This is a genomic window from Microbacterium sp. NRRL B-14842 (assembly GCF_050470785.1).
On record NZ_JBFLUM010000045.1, the window covers coordinates 1 to 18,530 of the forward strand.

The 18,530-nt window shown below is 69.4% G+C and carries 13 protein-coding genes, 1 tRNA gene and 14 pseudogenes; 19 read left to right on the top strand and 9 right to left on the bottom strand.

Annotated elements, in window-relative coordinates:
• Positions 1–16: 16 nt before the first annotated feature.
• Complete coding sequence (locus AB1285_RS21210; protein WP_429977834.1) at positions 17–994, bottom strand: hypothetical protein; 978 nt, start codon at positions 992–994, stop codon at positions 17–19.
• A gap of 118 nt (positions 995–1,112) precedes the next feature.
• Between AB1285_RS21210 and AB1285_RS21215 the strand changes: the two genes are divergently transcribed.
• Both AB1285_RS21215 and AB1285_RS21220 read left to right on the top strand, forming a co-directional pair.
• A complete protein-coding gene (locus AB1285_RS21215; protein ID WP_429977835.1) occupies positions 1,113–2,111 on the top strand; it encodes a hypothetical protein in 999 nt (332 codons plus the stop codon).
• A 239-nt stretch (positions 2,112–2,350) separates the two neighbouring features.
• A complete protein-coding gene (locus tag AB1285_RS21220) occupies positions 2,351–2,662 on the top strand; it encodes a hypothetical protein (RefSeq protein ID WP_429977836.1) in 312 nt (103 codons plus the stop codon).
• A 19-nt stretch (positions 2,663–2,681) separates the two neighbouring features.
• On the opposite strand, the gene AB1285_RS21225 is transcribed toward AB1285_RS21220, so the two are convergent.
• Both AB1285_RS21225 and AB1285_RS21230 read right to left on the bottom strand, forming a co-directional pair.
• A complete protein-coding gene (locus AB1285_RS21225) occupies positions 2,682–3,284 on the bottom strand; it encodes a hypothetical protein (protein WP_429977837.1) in 603 nt (200 codons plus the stop codon).
• Between the two features lie 325 nt (positions 3,285–3,609).
• A pseudogene (locus tag AB1285_RS21230) lies at positions 3,610–4,113 on the bottom strand (hypothetical protein); the annotation flags it as partial.
• A 21-nt stretch (positions 4,114–4,134) separates the two neighbouring features.
• On the opposite strand from AB1285_RS21230, the gene AB1285_RS21235 reads away from it, so the two are divergent.
• The 9 genes and pseudogenes from AB1285_RS21235 to AB1285_RS21275 all read left to right on the top strand — a co-directional run bounded on the left by AB1285_RS21235 (position 4,135) and on the right by AB1285_RS21275 (position 9,906).
• Positions 4,135–4,207: transfer RNA gene (locus AB1285_RS21235), tRNA-Trp, on the top strand.
• Between the two features lie 39 nt (positions 4,208–4,246).
• The gene (gene secE, locus AB1285_RS21240) at positions 4,247–4,519 is read left to right on the top strand and encodes a preprotein translocase subunit SecE (RefSeq protein WP_429977838.1); all 273 of its coding nucleotides are present in this window, start codon (positions 4,247–4,249) and stop codon (positions 4,517–4,519) included.
• 42 nt (positions 4,520–4,561) lie between these two features.
• Positions 4,562–5,594: pseudogene (nusG, locus tag AB1285_RS21245) on the top strand (transcription termination/antitermination protein NusG).
• Between the two features lie 303 nt (positions 5,595–5,897).
• Positions 5,898–6,328: pseudogene (gene rplK / locus AB1285_RS21250) on the top strand (50S ribosomal protein L11).
• 11 nt (positions 6,329–6,339) lie between these two features.
• Positions 6,340–7,028: pseudogene (gene rplA, locus AB1285_RS21255) on the top strand (50S ribosomal protein L1).
• A gap of 189 nt (positions 7,029–7,217) precedes the next feature.
• Positions 7,218–8,035, top strand: a pseudogene (locus AB1285_RS21260) (amino acid ABC transporter substrate-binding protein).
• Between the two features lie 3 nt (positions 8,036–8,038).
• Positions 8,039–8,704, top strand: a complete 666-nt coding sequence (locus AB1285_RS21265; RefSeq protein ID WP_187662191.1) for an amino acid ABC transporter permease — start codon at positions 8,039–8,041, stop codon at positions 8,702–8,704.
• Positions 8,691–9,497, top strand: a pseudogene (locus AB1285_RS21270) (amino acid ABC transporter ATP-binding protein). Before AB1285_RS21265 ends, AB1285_RS21270 begins: the two are co-directional and overlap by 14 nt.
• A 31-nt stretch (positions 9,498–9,528) precedes the next feature.
• A complete protein-coding gene (locus AB1285_RS21275) occupies positions 9,529–9,906 on the top strand; it encodes an iron chaperone (protein ID WP_429977845.1) in 378 nt (125 codons plus the stop codon).
• Between the two features lie 27 nt (positions 9,907–9,933).
• Here the strand turns inward: AB1285_RS21275 and AB1285_RS21280 are convergent.
• Positions 9,934–10,557: pseudogene (locus AB1285_RS21280) on the bottom strand (LysE/ArgO family amino acid transporter); the annotation flags it as partial.
• 148 nt (positions 10,558–10,705) lie between these two features.
• Here AB1285_RS21280 and AB1285_RS21285 point away from each other — a divergent pair.
• Positions 10,706–10,756 (top strand): annotated as a pseudogene (locus tag AB1285_RS21285) (hypothetical protein); the annotation flags it as partial.
• On the opposite strand, the gene AB1285_RS21290 reads toward AB1285_RS21285, so the two are convergent.
• Positions 10,732–10,902: a hypothetical protein gene (locus AB1285_RS21290; protein ID WP_429977839.1), complete on the bottom strand. Its 171-nt coding sequence runs from the start codon at positions 10,900–10,902 to the stop codon at positions 10,732–10,734. The pseudogene AB1285_RS21285 and the gene AB1285_RS21290 overlap by 25 nt on opposite strands.
• Positions 10,903–11,350: 448 nt before the next feature.
• On the opposite strand from AB1285_RS21290, the gene AB1285_RS21295 reads away from it, so the two are divergent.
• Entirely contained in the window at positions 11,351–11,515 is a 165-nt protein-coding gene (locus AB1285_RS21295; protein WP_429977840.1) for a hypothetical protein, read from the top strand.
• A 34-nt stretch (positions 11,516–11,549) separates the two neighbouring features.
• Here the strand turns inward: AB1285_RS21295 and AB1285_RS21300 are convergent.
• Positions 11,550–12,229 (bottom strand): annotated as a pseudogene (locus AB1285_RS21300) (YqaJ viral recombinase family protein).
• Positions 12,230–12,859: 630 nt separating this feature from the next.
• Here AB1285_RS21300 and AB1285_RS21305 point away from each other — a divergent pair.
• The 3 genes and pseudogenes from AB1285_RS21305 to rplL all read left to right on the top strand — a co-directional run bounded on the left by AB1285_RS21305 (position 12,860) and on the right by rplL (position 14,701).
• Positions 12,860–13,384 carry a hypothetical protein gene (locus AB1285_RS21305; protein ID WP_429977841.1) on the top strand — a complete coding sequence of 175 codons (525 nt, stop codon included), beginning with the start codon at positions 12,860–12,862 and terminating at the stop codon, positions 13,382–13,384.
• A gap of 397 nt (positions 13,385–13,781) precedes the next feature.
• A pseudogene (gene rplJ, locus AB1285_RS21310) lies at positions 13,782–14,306 on the top strand (50S ribosomal protein L10).
• Between the two features lie 10 nt (positions 14,307–14,316).
• Positions 14,317–14,701: pseudogene (gene rplL / locus AB1285_RS21315) on the top strand (50S ribosomal protein L7/L12).
• Positions 14,702–14,768: 67 nt separating this feature from the next.
• On the opposite strand, the gene AB1285_RS21320 reads toward rplL, so the two are convergent.
• From AB1285_RS21320 to AB1285_RS21330, 3 genes and pseudogenes are all read right to left on the bottom strand, one after another.
• Positions 14,769–14,927 (bottom strand): substrate-binding domain-containing protein, encoded by a 159-nt coding sequence (locus AB1285_RS21320; RefSeq protein WP_429977842.1) that lies wholly within the window; start codon positions 14,925–14,927, stop codon positions 14,769–14,771.
• A gap of 142 nt (positions 14,928–15,069) precedes the next feature.
• Positions 15,070–15,309: pseudogene (locus tag AB1285_RS21325) on the bottom strand (substrate-binding domain-containing protein); the annotation flags it as partial.
• The gene (locus AB1285_RS21330; protein WP_429977843.1) at positions 15,212–15,772 is read right to left on the bottom strand and encodes a LacI family DNA-binding transcriptional regulator; all 561 of its coding nucleotides are present in this window, start codon (positions 15,770–15,772) and stop codon (positions 15,212–15,214) included. The gene AB1285_RS21330 and the pseudogene AB1285_RS21325, both read right to left, overlap by 98 nt.
• Before the next feature lie 283 nt (positions 15,773–16,055).
• Between AB1285_RS21330 and AB1285_RS21335 the strand changes: the two are divergent.
• From AB1285_RS21335 to AB1285_RS21345, 3 genes and pseudogenes are all read left to right on the top strand, one after another.
• A pseudogene (locus AB1285_RS21335) lies at positions 16,056–17,377 on the top strand (ABC transporter substrate-binding protein).
• Positions 17,378–17,889: 512 nt separating this feature from the next.
• Positions 17,890–18,240, top strand: coding sequence for a hypothetical protein (locus tag AB1285_RS21340; RefSeq protein WP_429977844.1), 351 nt, complete (start codon positions 17,890–17,892; stop codon positions 18,238–18,240).
• Between the two features lie 74 nt (positions 18,241–18,314).
• Positions 18,315–18,530, top strand: a pseudogene (locus AB1285_RS21345) (carbohydrate ABC transporter permease); the annotation flags it as partial.

Here is an 18,530-nt window from a genome sequence, read left to right on the forward strand (position 1 = left end):
CGTCTCGGCGTCCTCCTCACGCTGGAGCACGTCGCCGAAGAGCTCCGCGGCCTCCTCGGCGTCTCCCGCGCGGAGCATCGCCCTGGCCAACCGAAGTCCACGCCGGTGCGATCGCCGTCATCCTGCAGCCGAGCAGCCAGACGGTAGCGGGCGACGGCCTTCTCGGGCTCCTCTGCGTCCTCCCAGAGCGCGCCCGCGAGCACATGGGCGTCGGCGAGAGCCCGCGTGGCGCCGAGCTCGGCGAGCAGCCGGCACACCTCGTCGGCGTCCGTCGCCCCATCCTGGTACGCGCCCGTGCCACCCCGCACGCGGGCCCGAGTCTGCAGCGCGTGGGCCCGATGACCGGCGGACAGGTCGTCCTGGCGAGGAAGCGGTCGAGGAGCGTGCGGCCGGCGTCGAGGTCGCCCTTGCTCAGCACGGCGCCGATCGCCACGAGGGTGGTCGTGTTGGACAGCCGGGTGTCCTCCGCCTCCGCGAACGAGCGGGCCGCGAGCTCGGCGAGGTCGAGGGCCGCGTCCGGCTCCTCGGCCCTGAGGTGCAGCGACGCGCGGCTGATGGCCAGGTCGCCGCGCGACCAGGCCGGCAGACGGTCGGCCGCGGCCAACTCCTCTTCGAGCGCCGCCATGGTCTCGTCGGTGTGCAGCCCGAAGGTCGCGAGCTTCAGACGCTCCTCGAGGTCGGCCTGCGCGTCGTTCCCTGCGGCCCGCAGGCCGGCGATCCGCTCGGGGAGGAGGCGCTCGGCCTCGTCCACGCGATCGAGCGCGACGAGGATGCCGAGGTGCATCGACAGGAGCTGCGCGCGCTGGGCGGGGTCGTCGACCTCCAGGGCGTGCGGGAGCGCGGCGAGGGTCTCCTGCTCGGCGCCGAACTGCGCGAGCTGCATCGCCCGCTCGTACCAGGCCTCCGGATCCGCCGGAGTGGTGGCCGGGGTCGGGGCGACGAACGCATCGGAGCGGATCGGGAGGTCGTAGCGCTCGTCGGCGAGAGCGCGCATCCGGGCGAGGCCTGCGGGCGTGGCCGTCGGTGCCGTCCCGCTCGTCGAACTGCGCCCCGATGCGCTCGGCCGTCGACCAGGCGGCCGCGGCGAGGTCGGCGGCGCTCCACGGGCCGTCGTGGGCCCCGAGCAGCGGCACGAGTGCAGGGGCGTCGGCACCCCGGACCGGGGTGTCGCCGTGGCCGGCGGCGGTGACGCGGTCGAGAGCGACCGCGAACGCCGTGAGGGCGGCGAAGTGCGCGTCGACGTTGAGGCCGTCGTGGGCGAGCCACGCGACGTGCTTCTCGATCAGGGCCAGCGCCCGCGCCTCGTTGCCGGTGATCGCGGCGAACACGATGTTGTTCGCCACGATGCGCAGGTTGTCGGGGTTGTCCTTGGCCAGTCGGTAGCTGCGCAGGTGCGCGGTCTTCGCATCTTCCGTGCGTCCGGCGCGGAGGTACGGGAGGAGGACGCGGGAGAGCGCGTGCTCCGGCTCCTCGCCGCAGGAGAAACCGCCCTCGATCATCTCCTCGACGAGCCGGATGGCGTCGGCGTCGCGATCGGTCTCCGCGAAGAATCCCGCGAACTGGCTGCGGCTGCACGCGTCGCAGTGGCTGTGCTCGTCGCGCGGCGTGGCCTCGAGCTGCACGCGGAGGGCTTCGGCGGCGTCGAACCGGCCGGCGTCCCAGGCGTCCTCGAAGCGGGCGGTCAGCACGCCGCTGAGGCCGAGTCCTGCGGCACGGTAGTGCGACTCCATGTCGTCGAGCACCGCGGCGATCTGCTCCTGCGAGAAGGCGGGGGAGGAGCGCAGCGAGGACGCCATCCACTTGAACTGCCACATCAGGTCGGCGCCGCCGTTGTCGAGGTCGGCGGGGAACCGCTGCGGGTCGGCGTCGTGATGCGCGAGGCACCAGGCGAAGGAGTTCAGCATGACGTCGGTGGCGCCGACCATGTTCGCCGACGCGGTCTGCCGCATCCGGGCTTCGTATTCCAGCCGTTCGTCGCCGATCTCGATGGCCAGCGCGACCGCCTCCGCCACGAGGGCCTGCTCCGCCGGGCCCCACGGGGTGCGATCGATCTCCTCGATGAGCTGCTGGAAGCGCTTCTTCGGACGTGCCATGGAGGGCCCTTCGGGTAGTCGGGGGTGTCAGCGCGCGTCGAAGGGGAGAGTGTCCCCCTCGATACCGGCGGAGAGTGAGACGAGGTCGGAGAGGGCGCTGGTCATGAGCGCCCGATCGGCGTCCGAGAGGGGGTGGTGCCCCGCGAGAAGCGCCTGGATGTAGAGCAGCTGGACGGTGCGTGCGAAGACGGCCGTCGTCCTCGACGCGGACGAGGGCTCGGACGACGCGGTTCGACCAGTTCAGGCACAGTCGCGCCGTGAGGTCGTCGTCCCGCGACGAGGAGAGCGTCTGGTCGATGCGGTCGAGCACCCCGCCCCAGAGCGTGCTCGCGATGCCCTTGGTGCGCCCGCGGTCGATCGTCCGCAGCACCTCGGGGTCCGCCACGTACAGTCCGGTCAGCTCCGGGCGGTCGATCGCCCGGACGACCACGGCGCAGTCCGAGGACTGCAGGACGGCGCCGGCGCGGGACTCCAGCGCCATCGCGATGTCCCGGTCGTCCAGCGGCGGCGGGTCGAGGCGATCGAGCTCCCCGGTCACGTCGACCTTCTCGACCGTGACCTGCGGGTAGAGGTCGGGGAGCAGCCGGATCAGGTCGGCGTCGTAGAGGTAGCCGCCGTTGACGAGGACCTCGTCGGACGGCGAGATCCCGGCCACCTGGCGGAACTCGTCGACCGTCTGGGCGTAGCGCACGTGCGGTACCGCTCCACGAGCTCGCCGATCCGCAGCGTGCCGTGCGTGGTCTCCACCGTGAGCCAGCGGGTGATGAAGCGCGCGAGCTCCTCGTCGTGTCGCACCAGGGACTTGAGGCCGACCTCGTGCACGGCGACGAACTGGGCGAGGCGATGCGGTTCACGCAGTCCGAGTTCGAGCACCCAGCGGCGGATCCCGGCGCCGAGCTGTTCGCGGACGTGCTCCAGCGCCGTGTCCTCGACGAGGGATTCGCGGCTCGCGGTCGGTGCGAGGCCGGTGGAGTCGATGACGGCGCGCACGAAGAACGCCCAGTCGGGCAGCACGTCGTCGACGCGTTCCGACAGCAGCATGCGGCCCAGATACATGCGGGTCGCCTGCCGGGCGCCGGGCGGAGGAGCGAAGGGCAGGACGTATGCCAGGCCCTGCGTCCCGGTCGCCGGCTCGGTCAGCGGGATCACGTCCAGCGGCGCCGCACCGAGCAGGTCGCGGCCGTACTGCACGGCCGCTTCGGACGTCGGCGGCGGGGTCGAGGAAGGGCGCCTCGCGGGTCACGTCGATGTCCCCGCCGGTCGCATCGATGGTCACCCGCACGGGCAGGAACTCGCCGAACGTGGTCGCGAGCTCGTGCACGGCGGCCGGTCGCAGCAGCTCGTCGGCGTCGAAGCGCGGCACGAGGTGCACGCTGGTGCCGATCGGCAGGTCGTCATCGATCTCCGCGACCCGGAAGGTGCCGTCGGCGCTGCCCGTCCACTCCACCGCGGAGCCGCCTCTGGCGCTGCGGGAGCGGATGACGATGGTGTCGGCGACCATGAAGCAGCTCAGCAGCCCGATGCCGAACTGGCCGAGGAAGTCGCTCCGGGGGAGGTCGAAGATGTCCCGCTTGGAGCTGCGCCCGACGGTCGCGAGGAGATCGGCGACCTCGGCCGCGGTCAGCCCCACCCCGTCATCGCGGAGTACGAACTCGCCCGTCTGTGCGGTGAGCGGCGTGATGCGGATGCGGCCTCCGCCCCCGTCGACCTCGCGGCGCGCCGCGATCGCGTCCCGCGCGTTCTGGAGCAGTTCCCGCAGATAGACCCGGGGACTGGAGTAGATGTGCCTGCTGAGCAGGTCGACGACTCCGCGCAGATCCACCTGGAACTGCTGCACATCCCCACTCACATGCGTCCCTTCCTGCTTCGTCCGCCCGCCGAGCCTAGCAACAACGCGGGTTCCGCTTCCTGTTCGGCACCACGGGATCGATGCCGTATGCTTGGTGAGCAGTTGTTCTCTGCATTCTTTCGCCGTGCCTGGCGTCTTCGACATCGGCCGGTGGCAGGGTGGGGAGGGCATCCCCGAGACCTCCGGGTCTCTAGGGCGGTAGCTCAATTGGCAGAGCAGCGGTCTCCAAAACCGCAGGTTGCAGGTTCGATTCCTGTCCGCCCTGCGCGTCAGCGCACGCTGACACACGAAAGGTACATTCAGGATGGATCAGGACGAACCGCGGCGGCGACGTCGTCGCGGCCGGCGCCACGCGCCAGAAGAAGGGCAACCCCTTCTCCCGGTTCTTCGGGGCATCGCCCTGTTCATCCGCCAGGTCATCGCCGAACTGCGCAAGGTCGTCACCCCGACCCGCAAGGAGCTTTTCAAGTTCACGGGTGTGGTGCTCGTCTTCGTCCTGATCGTCATGGGCATCGTCTACGGTCTCGACTACGTCTTCGGGCTCCTGACGCACTACGTGTTCGGAATCCCTGGCTGATGACCCCCGCGGCATCGGCCGCAGCTATGGAGAAGAAGCAACGTGTCTGAACGATATTCCGACGACGCCGACTGGGCGACCGCCGCAGAGCAGTCCAGCGAGGAGGACGAGGCCCAGGAGGGCAACGTGCTCGCCGCCGAGGAGCTCTCGGTCACCTCTGCCGAGCACGTCGCGGTCCACGTCGAGGACGAGGACGGCGAGCAGGAGACGGAAGACATCGACATCGACATCGACGACCCGGAGGCGGACGCCATCGTGAACGACGCTCTGAACCTGGACGAAGCCGCGGAGTCCGAAGCCGCCGCCGAGGTCCTCAACGATTCCGTGGCCGAAGAGGTCGCGGAGCAGGAGGCCGAGGCCGCCGACGAGGTCACCCCCTACGAGGGGCCCGACGTCAACGGCGAGGACGACCGTCCGGCCGCCGAGTCCGACGAGGACGAGTCGGCTTCCGAGGAAGACCCGTACGAGGCCTTCCGCATGGACCTGCGCATGCTCCCCGGCAAGTGGTACGTCATCCACTCGTACGCCGGCTTCGAGCGCAAGGTCAAGGCGAACATCGAGCAGCGCAAGTCGACGCTCGAGGTCGAGGACGAGATCTACCAGGTCGAGGTCCCGATGGAGGACGTCGTCGAGATCAAGAACGGCAGCGCAAGATGGTCACCCGCGTGCGCATCCCCGGCTACGTGCTGGTGCGCATGGAGCTCACGGAGGACACCTGGTCGGTCGTGCGGCACACCCCGGCGTCACCGGCTTCGTGGGCAACGCCCACAACCCGACGCCGCTGCGCTTCGAAGAGGCCTTCAACATGCTGAAGTCCCTCGTCGAGGTCAAGGACGTCCCGACCGCCAAGAACATCGCGGCCAAGGGCGGCGTCGCCGTCGCCCGTCCGCTTCCCGCCGAGGTCGACTTCGAGGTCGGCGAGACCATCACGATCAAGGAGGGCTCGTTCGCGGGTCTTCCCGGTTCGATCAGCGAGATCAAGCCGGAGAGCGGCAAGCTCACGGTCCTCGTCTCCCTCTTCGAGCGCGAGACCCCGGTCGAGCTGTCGTTCGACCAGGTCACCAAGATGATCTGACCGCGGGTCACTGAGCCCGCCGAAGTGCACGAGAACGGCCGTCCCTTCCGGGGCGGCCGTCTTCTCTTCCCCGACCCACCCCGTTCCGTGTCTCCCGCCCCTTTGCGGACGCACGCACGGGGCCGGCTCGCACGCAAGGGGCGGCTCGCGAGTAGGGGAGTGATCAGGTAGACTTACGTGGTTTGTGCGAAAGCCCGCTGGGGTCCCTGAGCTTGTCGAAGGGCGCGCAGACGACCACGGCCGGAAAGGCCGGAGCCGTGGGAGAAGCGGATGCTCGCATCCGCCTCGAGGAAAGGAAAGAGAATGGCACCGAAGAAGAAGGTGACCGGCCTGATCAAGCTTCAGATCAAACGCCGGTGCCGCCAACCCGGCGCCGCCGATCGGCCCCGCGCTCGGTCAGCATGGCGTCAACATCATGGAGTTCTGCAAGGCGTACAACGCCGCGACCGAGTCGCAGCGTGGCAACGTCATCCCCGTCGAGATCACCGTCTACGAGGACCGCAGCTTCACCTTCGTCCTGAAGACCCCGCCCGCGGCGGAGCTCATCAAGAAGGCCGCCGGCGTGCAGAAGGCTTCGGCACCCCGCACACCGTCAAGGTCGGCAAGATCACCAAGGATCAGGTCCGTCAGATCGCCGAGCAGAAGCAGGCCGACCTGAACGCGAACGACATCGAGGCCGCCTCGAGATCATCGCCGGCACCGCCCGTTCCATGGGCATCACGGTCGAGGGCTGAGGAGAATAATCATGGCTACCAAGTCCAAGGCTTACAAGGCTGCCGCCGAGAAGATCGAGGCAGACCGTTTCTACACGCCGTCCGAGGCCGTCGCGCTCGCGAAGGAGACCGGTTCGGCGAAGTTCGACTCGACCGTCGAGGTCGCGCTGAAGCTCGCCGTCGACCCGCGCAAGGCGGACCAGATGGTGCGCGGCACCGTCATCCTGCCCCACGGCACGGTAAGACCGCCCGCGTCATCGTGTTCGCCACCGGCCCCGCGGCCGAGGCGGCGATCGCTGCCGGCGCCGATGAGGTCGGCGGCGCGAGCTCATCCAGAAGGTCGCCGACGGCTGGACCAACTTCGACTCCGCGGTCTCGACCCCGGAGCTCATGGGCCAGGTCGGCCGTCTCGGCAAGGTGCTCGGTCCCCGTGGTCTGATGCCGAACCCGAAGACCGGCACCGTGACCCCCGAACCCGGCCAAGGCCGTCGAGGAGATCAAGGGCGGAAAGATCGAGTTCCGCGTCGACAAGCACGCCAACGTGCACTTCGTCATCGGCAAGGCCTCGTTCTCGGCCGAGCAGCTGAACGAGAACATCGACGCCGCTCTCGAGGAGATCGTCCGCCTCAAGCCGTCCAGCGCCAAGGGCCGTTACATCCAGAAGGGTGCGGTGTCGACCACGTTCGGCCCCGGCATCCCGCTGGACGTCAACGCCATCTGACGCGTCGACGGGTTCGCACCTGTCGCACCGAACGCCCCCGGGTCCGCCCGGGGGCGTTCCGCGTTCCTGGGCCGCCCGCGACATCCGGCGTCATCCGATGCGGGGAACGCCCGGAGCGACGCGTACTGTGGGGGAGTTCCGCGGTCGTCGCGTAAACTCGCACCCGCGCTTCTCACCCCAGGAGGGTCCATGTCCCGTCGTCTCATCGCCGTCACCGCACTCGTCGTCGCCGCCGCCGCCCTGACCGCGTGCAGCGGTTCGAGCACGCCCGCGAGCACGGACGGCGAGAGCGCCGCGGGCTCCGACTTCGGCCTGGTGAAGGGACGGCACGCTGACGGTCGCGACCGAGGGCACCTACCGTCCGTTCAGCTTCCACGGCGACGGCGGCTCCGGCGACCTCACCGGCTACGACGTCGAGATCATCCAGGCCGTCGCCGACGAGCTCGGTCTGAAGGTCGAGTTCCAGGAGACCCAGTGGGACGCGATCTTCGCGGGGCTCGACGCGGGCCCGCTTCGACGTGATCGCGAACCAGGTGTCGATCAACGACGAACGCGAGGCCAAGTACCTCTTCAGCACCCCGTACACGGTGTCGCCCGGCGTGATCGTGGTCAAGGAGGACGACGATTCCATCTCGTCGTTCGACGACCTCGAGGGCAAGACCACGGCGCAGTCCCTCACGAGCAACTGGTACGAGCTGGCCACCGAGTCCGGCGCCAAGGTCGAGGGCGTCGAGGGCTGGGCGCAGGCCGTGGAGCTCCTCCGCCAGGGCCGGGTGGACGCCACCGTCAACGACAAGCTGACCTTCCTCGACTACGAGACGACCAACAGCCCGACCGGCCTGAAGATCGCCGCGGAGACCGACGACGCCGGCGAGCAGGCCTTCGTGTTCACGAAGGACAAGGAGGCGCTCGTCGATGCGGTCGACGAGGCGCTCGACACGCTCCGTGCCGACGGCACACTGGCCGAGATCAGCGAGAAGTACTTCGGCGAGGACGTCTCGCAGTAGGCGATGCAGAATCCCTGGGAGCTCTTCTTTTCCTCGCTCGGGCCGATCGCCTGGGCGGGGCTGACGGCGACGATCCCGCTCGCCCTGGTGTCGTTCGTCCTGGGGCTCGTGATCGCGATCGGCATGGCGCTGATGCGGATCTCGGTGCACCCGGTGGTGTCCGGCATCGCGCGGTTCTACATCTCGGTGATCCGCGGCACGCCGATGCTCGTGCAGCTCTTCGTGATCTTCTACGGCCTGCCGTCCGTCGGGGTGACCCTCGATCCGTGGCCGAGCGCCATCATCGCGCTCTCGCTCAACGTCGGCGGCTACGGCGCCGAGGTCGTGCGGGCGGCGATCCTCTCGGTGCCGAAGGGGCAGTGGGAGGCCGCGTACACGGTCGGCATGAACCGCACCCGCACGCTGACCCGCATCATCCTGCCGCAGGCCGCCCGGGTCTCGGTGCCGCCGTTGTCCAACACGTTCATCTCGCTCGTGAAGGACACCTCCCTCACCTCGCTGATCCTCGTGACGGAGCTGTTCAAGGTGGCGCAGCAGATCGCCTCCACCACGCTCGAGTTCATGGTGCTGTACCTGGCCGCAGCGCTGGTCTACTGGGTGATCTGCCTGGTGCTCTCCTTCGGGCAGAGCGCCCTGGAGAGGAGGCTCGACAGTCGTGTCGCGCACTGACCCCACGGCCGAACCGCTGCTCACCGCACGCGGGCTGCACAAGAGTTTCGGCACCACCGAGGTGCTCCGCGGCTTCGACCTCACATTGCATCGGGGCGAGGTCCGTGGTGCTCATCGGGCCCAGCGGCTCGGGCAAGTCGACCGTCCTGCGCGCCCTGAACGGGTTGGAGACGCCGGACGCGGGGACCATCGTGATGGCCGGGGGGCCGGAGATCGACTTCGCACCGGAGGTGCGCCCGAAACCGCGCGTGGAGAAGCAGCAGCGGCTGGCGCTGCGTGACCGGTCGGCGATGGTGTTCCACTCACCACAACCTGTTCCCGCACCTGACCGTGCTGGAGAAACGTCATCGAAGGGCCGTGGCGGGTGCAGGGCCGTCCGAAGACCGAGGTCGTCGCCGAGGCCCAGGCGCTGCTCGCCCGGATCGGCCTCGCCGACAAGGCGGACGCGCGGCCGCATCAGCTCTCCGGAGGGCAGCAGCAGCGGGTCGGCATCGTGCGGGCGCTGGCCCTGCAACCGGACCTGCTGCTGTTCGACGAGCCGACGAGCGCCCTCGATCCGGAGCTGGTCGGCGAGGTGCTGCTCGTCATCAAGGAGCTCGCCGATGAGGGATGGACGATGGCCGTCGTCACCCACGAGCTGAGCTTCGCCCGCGAAGCCGCAGATCACGTGCTCTTCCTGGACGGCGGCGTCGTCGTGGAGCAGGGGCCGCCTGCTCAGCTGTTCAGCGCCCCGCAGCATGAGCGCACGCAACGGTTCCTCACGCGCATCCTCCGTCCGCTCGACGGCGCCTGAGCCCTCGACCCCGAGGGCGATCGGTGGCAGGATGCGGTGCGTGGGCACCATCGACGACTACCTGACCGACCTCGACGCGGCGGACCGCGCAGTGATCGATCGCGTGTACGCGATCGCCACGGAGGAGGAGGTGCCGGATGCGGAGCAGGGCAAGGGGTATGGGATGCCGGCGCTCGTGCTCGCCGGAAAGCCTCTGCTCTCGGTGATGCGTGCGAAGAAGCACATCGGCGTCTACCCGTTCAGCCCCGAGGCGGTCGCTGCCGTGGCGGGCCTCCTCGACGGTCATCCCGATATCAGCGTCGACAAGGGGACGATCCGGTTCCAGCCGGAGCACCCGCTGCCGGAGGATGCTGTCCGGGCCCTCGTCCGGGCGCGGGTGGCGCAGATCGACGCGGCGGTGAGTGGCTAGGCGTCCAGCCACCGGGAGCACCAGGCTCACCGCCAACGTGATCATCACGACCGCGATCACCGCGTCGAGGAAACGCCAGGAGCGCGGGGTGCGCAGCCACCGTCCGAGGTAGCGGGCACCGAAGCCGAGGGCGGTGAACCAGAGGAGGCTCGCGATGACCGCCCCTGCCGCGAACAGCCATCGCTCGTCGCCGTGCGTCGCGGCGATCGAGCCGAGCATCAGCACCGTGTCGAGGTACACGTGCGGGTTCAGCCAGGTCAACGCCAGTGTCGTGAGGATCACCGGGGCGAGGCGGGTGCGGGTGAGGGTCCCGGTGCCACCGGACGCCTCGAGGACCGGAGCGTCGCCCCCGTCGACCACCAGCTCCTCGCCCGCCACGCCAGGCCCGTCGCGCCGCGAGCAGCCCGTAGCCGAGGAGAACAGCGCCCCTGCCCAGCGGGCAACGACGACGAGCCAGGGAGCGGCGGACAGCACGAAGCCGAGCCCGGCGACGCCGGCGATGATCAGCACGGCGTCGGAGAGGGCGCAGACGATCACGACGGCGAGGACGTGCTCGCGCCGGATGCCCTGTCGCAGCACGAACACGTTCTGCGCGCCGATCGCGACGATGAGCGACAGGCCGAGGCCGAGGCCGGCGAGAACGGTGAGCATGCATCGAGCCTAGGGATGCTGGCCATGAGGTGCAGCGAAGATTCCTTTCTCACCATTAGCATGGCTGATGTGAGGATCGACCCGGAGCTCGCCGCCACGCTCGCCGCCGTCGCCGGACGAGGGGACCCTCGACGCCGCCTCCCGCCGCCTGCGCGTCACCCCGTCCGCGGTCAGTCAGCGGCTCAAGGCGCTCGAGGAGCAGCTCGGGCGGATCCTCCTCGTGCGCAGCAAGCCGGTCCGCCTCACCGAGGCCGGGGAGTCCGTCGTGCGCTCGCGCGGCAGATCGCGCTCCTGGAGCAGGATGCGCTCGCCGGGGTCGGCATCGAGGAGGGCGGTGGGGGACACCGCATCACGGTGCCTCTCGCCGTCAACGCGGATTCCCTGGCGACCTGGTTCCTCCCGCCGATGGCGCGCCTCTCGGCCGCGCACGACATCGACCTGGACCTGCAACCGCGACGATCAGAACTTCACCGCCCGACTGCTCGAATCGGGAACGGTCATGGCCGCGGTGACGAGCGAGGCCACGGCGGTCGCGGGGTGCACGGTCACGCCCCTCGGCGTGCTCGAGTACCGCGCCATGGCCGAGCCTGCCTATGCCCGTCGATGGTTCCCTGACGGCGTGGACGCCCGCCGCGCTGGCGCACGCGCCGTTCGTCGACTTCGACCGCCGGGACACCCTGCAGCATGAGTGGCTGGCGGCGCGGGGGAGTGCCGGCGGCGGGCGTTCCGCTGACACTACGTCCCGGCGTCGCACGACTACGCGCTCGCGGTCGGCCTCGGCCTGGGCTGGGGGATGGTGCCGCGACTGCAGGAGGTCCCCGGGCTCGTCGCGCTCGGCGGTCCGACCCTGCGCGTTGCCCTGTACTGGCAGCAGTGGAACCTGCGCTCCGCGCTGCTGGACACGATCGCGGCCGAGGTCGCGGGAGAAGCACGTCGCGTACTCGCTCGCGACCCCTGACGGGGCGGGTCGTCCCGAGGCCCTCGGCGTTCGCTCAGTCGGCGAGGGCGAGGGCGCGGAAGGCGTCGCGCTCGCGGAGCTGCTCGCGGCGACTGTCGACCGGGGCGACGGAGCGCGTCGGCACCGCGCGTCCCGTTGTGCGACGGTACAGCTCGTCGATGAGGTCGGTCGCGAGACCGACGAGTTTGGCGATCTCGCGGTCGTCCCGGTCGATCCACACGCAGCGGGGCTCGTCGTGGATGGGGGAGAAGTCGACGTGCTCCTCCCAGACGAACAGGGTGCGCTCGGCGCCCAGCACGTGCTGCTGCCACCAGACCTGGCGCAGGTACGTGCGCGGGATGCCGCGGAAGGCCTTGTTGGTGGTCTTGATCTCCGCGAGGCTGACGCGACCGTCCGCGTCCACCGAGATGCCATCGGGGTGGCCAGGTGGCGGTGCTCGACCTCGGCGCGGAACAACGCGGAGGAGGGGAAGATGCCGTGCGTCGCGGCGACCCAGGCGGCGATCTCGGGCTCGCGGCGTCGACCGTGGTCCGTGTAGGCGTTGCCGCCGAACCGCGGCCCCCCGCCGAGCTTGGCGTCGGCGGCACGGGCGATCGAGCGTTCGCTGGTGAGTCCGGCGACGTCGGTGGCCGTGATGCCCCGGGACCGTGCCTCATCCACGCCACGCGGTCGCGCGAAGTCCGCGACGATGCGAGCTTGGAGTTCCGGGGTCACCAGAAGACTCTAACTCTCCCCCACCCCCGTTCCCGCCGTACACGCCGCCCCTCCCGCCCTCCCGCCGAGCCACCCCCTTGCGTGCGTCCCGGCCCCCTGCGTGCAGGCGTAAGGGGGTGGCTCGAACGCAAAGGGGTGGGTCGAGACGAGGGGTGTCCTTCCTGCACAGGGGCGCCGGGAGGGAGAGAAAGGGTGTGGGGAACTGCGGGAAGGCGGGGGATCGGCGAGAGGAGGAGGGAGAGTCGGGGGATGAGACAGGTGAGTGTGGACGAGATCCGGGCGATGCTCCTCGGTCGTCGGCGGCTGGAGGAGGAGGGGTGGGGTCTCGGACGCTCCACGCCGCGGTGGAAGGGCGGCAGCTGCATCATGTGCGTCGCGGGTGGTACCTCGCGCAACGGGACTGGAGCGATCTCGCCCGGAGTCCCGGCACCGTGCGGAGGTGGTGGCCGCCGACCTCGCGGCCTCGGGGACGCGGCCCGTGTTCTCGCACGCCTCGGCTGCGGTGCTGTGGGGTCTGCCGCTGTACCGGGTGCGGCCGACGAGGGTCCATGTGACGGCGCCCCCCGACCGTCGCCACAGCACCTCGGGGATCCTGCGGCACGAGGGGCGCGGTTTGCCGCCGGCGACATCGTGGAGCGCGACGGCATCCGCTGCACCTCCCTCGCCCGGACGGTCGTCGACCTCGCCCGCACGGCCGCTCCGGAGGCGGCTCTCGCCGTCGCGGATGCCGCCCTCGCTCTGGTCGGCGGCGACCCGTGGGAGTTCGACGACACCGCGGCGCAGGCTCTCCTGACGGACCTCGCGGATCGAGTGCGTCGTCCCCGGCTCCGCGGGCATCGTGCAGGCCCGTCGGATCGTGGTCCTGGCCGACGGGCGCGCGCAGCTTCCGCTGGAGAGCGTGACGCTGGTACCGGCTCCATCAGCTCGGCTTCGGCAGGCCCGCGTCTGCAGGTGCCGGTGGACGGACCGCGCGGCGGTCGGTTCTGGATGGACATCGCCGTCGACCAGTCCCGCACCTTCGTGGAGTGCGACGGCCGGGACAAGTACCTGGACGAGGGCCTCCGCGGCGGCCGGCCCGTGTCACAGGTCGTGCTCGACGAGAAGATCCGCGAGGACTGGTGCGCGGGACCACCGGCTGGCGGGTGGTCCGGGTGACGAGCGCGGACGTCGCCTCGCTCGCCGCGGCCGACGCGCACTTCCGTGCCCTCGGCCTCTTCGCCCGCTGAGTCGCTGACCCACCCCCTTCCGTGCGCTCCGGCCCGTTGCGTGCAGGCGTAAGGGGGCCGGGGTGCACACCGAAAGGGGTGGGTCGACGGAGGAGGAGGGGGATTTGGGGGGAGAGGGAGCGTGGGGTACAGTGGTCATAACCGAAGACCGCTGGTCATCGTGTGCGCGTGAGTGCACAGGATCGAAGCTCTGCATCGCAGGGGCCCGCGCAGGTGTCACGAACTTCCGAGCTCCGTGCGCTTGCGCCGGAGCTCTTCTCTTTTGCAGGGGGTCGGAGGCCGGCGCCCCACCACCGTGCGGCGCCTCGTACACACCAAGGAGTGACATGGCGCAGAAGGATGCATCGGTCAACGAGCTCACGAAGTCATTCGAGAACTCGAACGCCGTCCTGCTGACCGAGTACCGCGGTCTGACGGTTGCCCAGCTCAAGCAGCTGCGCAACAGCATCCGTCAGGACGCTGAGTACGCCGTGGTGAAGAACACGCTGACCAAGATCGCCGCCAACAAGGCGGCATCTCCGCGCTGACGACGACCTCAAGGGGCCGTCGGCTGTCGCGTTCGTGCACGGTGACTTCGTCGCCACCGCCAAGGCTCTGCGTGACTTCGCCAAGGCCAACCCGCTTCTCGTGATCAAGTCGGGCATCTTCGAGGGGCAAGGCCCTCACCGCCGACGAGGTCAACACGTACGCCTCGCTCGAGAGCGCGAGGTTCTGCTGGCGAAGGCCGCGGGCATGATGAAGGCGACGATGGCAAGGCTGCGGCCACCATCGACGCGCTTCGCGAAAAGCTGGAGACCGCCGAGGCCCGCGTAAGCGACCGGCGATCTCGTCTACAAACCCCATCTATCTAGGAGATACATCATGGCGAAGCTTTCCACCGAGGAGCTGCTCGAGCAGTTCGCCGGCCTGACCCTCATCGAGCTCAACGAGTTCGTGAAGGCGTTCGAGGAGAAGTTCGAGGTCACCGCTGCTGCCCCCGTCGCCGTCGCCGGTGCCGCTGGCGGCGCAGGCGAGGCCGCGGCCGAGGAGGAGAAGGACTCCTTCGGACGTCATCCTCGAGGCTGCTGGCGACAAGAAGATCCAGGTCATCAAGGCTGTCCGCGAGCTCACCTCGCTCGGCCTCGGCGAGGCCAAGGCCGTCGTCGACGGTGCTCCGAAGGCCGTCCTCGAGGGCGCCAACAAGGAGACGGCCGAGAAGGCCAAGGCTGCTCTGGAAGAGGCTGGCGCGACCGTCACCCTCAAGTAATTCCAGCGCACCAGCGCTTCTGCGAAGGCCCCGGGTTCCGCCCGGGGCCTTCGTGCGTCCGCGGGGGTCAGCGCGGCGCCGCGGTCGAGCTGCGGACGACGAGCGCCGAGGCGGCTTCGACGCGCTCGACCGGAGCATCCGGCTCGCTCATCCGCCGCATCAGCAGGCGCACGGCTTCCCGTCCCTGATCCCGCGGCGACTGTCCGATCGTGGTGAGGGCGAACATCTCCGCATGCTCGTGGTCGTCGATCCCACGACGCTGAGTTCGGTCGGCACCGCGATGCCCAGGCGGCGAGCCGCGATGACGGCGCGATGGCCGCTTCGTCGCACACGCCGACGATGGCCGTCGGACGGTGCCGCCGGTCGCCGAGGAGTCCCGCCGCCGCCGCGTAGCCGCCCGGCATCGTGGGAGCCGAACCGGCGACCCGCGCCCGCGGCGTGAGTCCCGCCGCGTGCAGCGCCTCCCGGTAGCCGGCCAGGCGGCGGGCGTCACCGTAGCTGAGGTCGGTGTCATCCGTGGCACCGCCCACGAACGCGATGTCGGTGTGCCCGAGGTCGATGAGGTGTTCGGTGGCGATCCGGGCGGCGGCCGCGTCGTCGATCGACACGGCGCTCGCTCCCGCGCTGTAGGGGCCCACGCTCACGAGCGGTCGCCCCGTATGGTGCAGCCGTTCCAGCTCGCGGGCGCTGGGGCTGGATGCCGACGGCGATGATGCCGTCGAACCTCCGGCCGGGCAGCACGCTCTCGAACAGCCGCTCCCTGGTCTCCGAGCGCTCGGGGACGCCGTAGAGCGAGAGGTCGTAGTCGAGCGCGAGCAGCGATTCCTGCACGCCCGCCAGCAGCTCGGCGAAGAACCACCGATCGACCGGCGGCATCACCAGGCCGATGGTGCCGGTACGCCCCGTGGCCAGGCTCGTGGCGGAGGATGTGCGCGACGTACGCGAGGTCCTGCGCCGCCTCTCCACCCGCTGCCTGGTCTCCTCCGAGACATAGCCGCGGCCGCTGAGCGCACGGCTCGCGGTCGCTTTGGAGACACCGGCGCGCATCGCGACGTCGGCGATCGTGCTCATCGTGTCCTCCTCGACCCGGTTCCACGACGGCGAGCGATCGGGCACTCGCCGGGAGCCATCGTAGCCGTTCCGCACCGGGGGAGGAACCGGTTCCAGGCGCGCCGGACTGGGAGCGCTCCCACCTTGTCGTCCGCTCGGATGTCAAAGGGTTGTGATCTTGTAACCTTCCCCAGTTGTACGGCGCGAAGGAACCCGAGTAGGTTGGCCTGGAATCGGTTCCCCAATGGTTGCGGCGATTGCTCTCCTTGGGCGGACTGAAGATCCACCTGAAGAGGAGAAGTACATGGCTTTGTCACAGCGATACCGCCTGCTCGCCCCCATCGCACTCGTCGGCGTCGCGTCTCTCGCGCTCGCCGGCTGCGCCGAGGGCGGGGGCGACGAGGGCGGAGAGACCAAGGACACCGTCCGGATCTCCGCGGCATCACGGGCGTCGAGGCCGACGACCTGAACGCGTCCTTCGAGCAGTTCACGAAGGACAACCGGTATCAAGGTCGAGTACACCGGCGACAAGGGCTTCGAGGGCAACATCGTCACCAAGGTGACGGGTGGAGACGCCCCGGACATCGCGATCGTCCCGCAGCCCGGTCTGCTCAAGACCCTCGTCGACACGGGCAAGGTCATGCCGGCCCCCGAGGCCGTCGAGTCCGCCGTCGACGAGAACTGGTCCGAGGACTGGAAGAAGTACGGCACGTTCGACGACACCTTCTACGCGGCGCCGATGCTGGCGAACCTCAAGGGCTACGTCTGGTACTCGCCGAAGCAGTTCGCCGAGTGGGGCGTCGAGGTCCCGGAGACCTGGGACGACATGATCGCCCTCACCGACACGATCGTCGAGAAGACCGGCGGTCGGCCTGGTGCGCGGGCTTCTCCTCCGAGGCGGCATCCGGCTGGCCGGGAACGGACTGGATCGAGGACCTCGTCCTGCGCCAGTCGGGCCCCGAGGTCTATGACGACTGGGTGGCCGGCGACGTGAAGTTCACCGACCCCGAGATCAAGCAGGCCTTCGACGCCGTCGGTGAGATCCTGCTCAACCCGGAGTACGTCAACGCCGGCTACGGCGACGTCAAGAGCATCAACTCGACCGCCTTCGGTGACGTCGCCAACGCGGTGGCCAAGGGCGACTGCGCACTGACCCACCAGGCCTCGTTCCTGTCGGCGAACTTCCTCGACACGGAGACCGCGGACGGCAACGTCCCCGAGGTCGCGCCGGACGGCGACGTCTACGCGTTCATCATGCCGGGCGAGACCGCGGGCGAGCTCCAGGTCGAGGGCGGCGGCGAGTTCGTCGCGGCGTTCTCGGACGACGAGGCCACCCAGAAGGTGCTCGAGTTCATGGCATCGCCCGAGTTCGCCGACGCGCGTGTCGAGCTCGGCGGCGTCATCTCCGCCAACAAGAACGCCGACCCGAGCCTCGCTTCGAGCGAGTTCCTCCAGGAGGCGATGACCATCATGCAGGACGACGCGACGACCTTCCGGTTCGACGCTTCCGACCTGATGCCGTCGACCGTCGGCTCGGGCTCGTTCTGGAAGGGGATGGTCGACTGGATCGACGGCAAGGACACCGAGACGGTGCTCTCCGACATCCAGGCCGGCTACGAGAACTGATCGCCTCGACGCGATCTTCGTAGGCAGAGCGGGGCCGGGCTGCACAGCCCGGGCCCCGCTCCACCGATCCGTACTGCGCGGGAACCCAGCACGATCCAGAAGGGGACGTTCATGTCGCACGCGACCATCGAGAAACCCGTCGAGGCTGACGCGCCGCCGACGACGCATGGCACCGACGAGAAGGGGAGGAAGGCCACGCGGACGGTCCTCGCGATCGGCTTCGTCGTCGTCGCCGCCCTCGCTCTCCTCCTCGTCTTCACCGCCCCGACCGAGGAGTCCTCGCGGATCACGATCGGGTTCTCGCTCAACAGCTTCTTCCTGTGGCTGGGCGGTCTGAATCCGTTGGTGCAGATCCCCGCCGTGCTGCTCGTGTTCGGCGTGGTCGTGGCGATCATCCTCGTGCTGATCGAGTTCGCGCCCCGCCCCGGTCGCGGCTACTCCATCATGCGGCTGGTCGCCTGCCTCGTCATCCCGGTGCTCGCCCTGCTGCTGCTTCGTCCTACGCGAACGCCGTGGTGTACGTCGTCGCGATCGCACTGCTCGTCGGTGCGCTCCTCTTCTTCGCCGACTTCCGCGCCCGACAGGGAGCCGGTTACCTGTTCCAGCTCGTGCTGTTCATGGCTCCCGCGGCGATCATGCTGCTGCTGGGCCTCATCTACCCGGCGATCTCGACGATCTTCAAGTCCTTCTTCGACAAGTCGGGCAAACCAGTTCGTCGGACTCGAGAACTACATCTGGGTCTTCACCAACCCGGTCGGCACGTCGTCGGTGATCAACACCATCATCTGGGCGCTGCTCGCTCCGGTGATCTCGGTGGTCATCGGTCTCGCGTACGCCGTCTTCATCGACCGTGCGCGCGGTGAGAAGTTCCTGAAGGTGCTCGTGTTCATGCCGGTGGCGATCTCCTTCGTCGGCGCGGGGCATCATCTGGAAGTTCATGTACGACGCCCGCCAGGGCGACCAGATCGGTCTCCTCAACGCCATCGTCACCGCTTTCGGCGGCGACCCGGTGCAGTGGCTGGCCATCAAGCCCATCCTCAACACGCTCATGCTGCTCATCGTGTTCATCTGGACCCAGACCGGCTTCGCGATGGTCATCCTCTCCGCCGCGATCAAGGCCGTGCCGATCGAGCAGATGGAGGCGGCCGAGCTC

Coding starts and splice junctions, on each gene's coding strand:
- secE (WP_429977838.1), top strand. CDS start 4,247: ATGGATCAGGACGAACCGCGGCGGCGACGTCGTCGCGGCCGGCGCCAC.
- AB1285_RS21295 (WP_429977840.1), top strand. CDS start 11,351: ATGGTGCCGCGACTGCAGGAGGTCCCCGGGCTCGTCGCGCTCGGCGGT.
- AB1285_RS21320 (WP_429977842.1), bottom strand. CDS start 14,927: ATGTTCGCCCTCACCACGATCGGACAGTCGCCGCGGGATCAGGGACGG.
- AB1285_RS21330 (WP_429977843.1), bottom strand. CDS start 15,772: ATGAGCACGATCGCCGACGTCGCGATGCGCGCCGGTGTCTCCAAAGCG.
- AB1285_RS21265 (WP_187662191.1), top strand. CDS start 8,039: ATGCAGAATCCCTGGGAGCTCTTCTTTTCCTCGCTCGGGCCGATCGCC.
- AB1285_RS21210 (WP_429977834.1), bottom strand. CDS start 994: ATGCGCGCTCTCGCCGACGAGCGCTACGACCTCCCGATCCGCTCCGAT.
- AB1285_RS21275 (WP_429977845.1), top strand. CDS start 9,529: ATGCGGTGCGTGGGCACCATCGACGACTACCTGACCGACCTCGACGCG.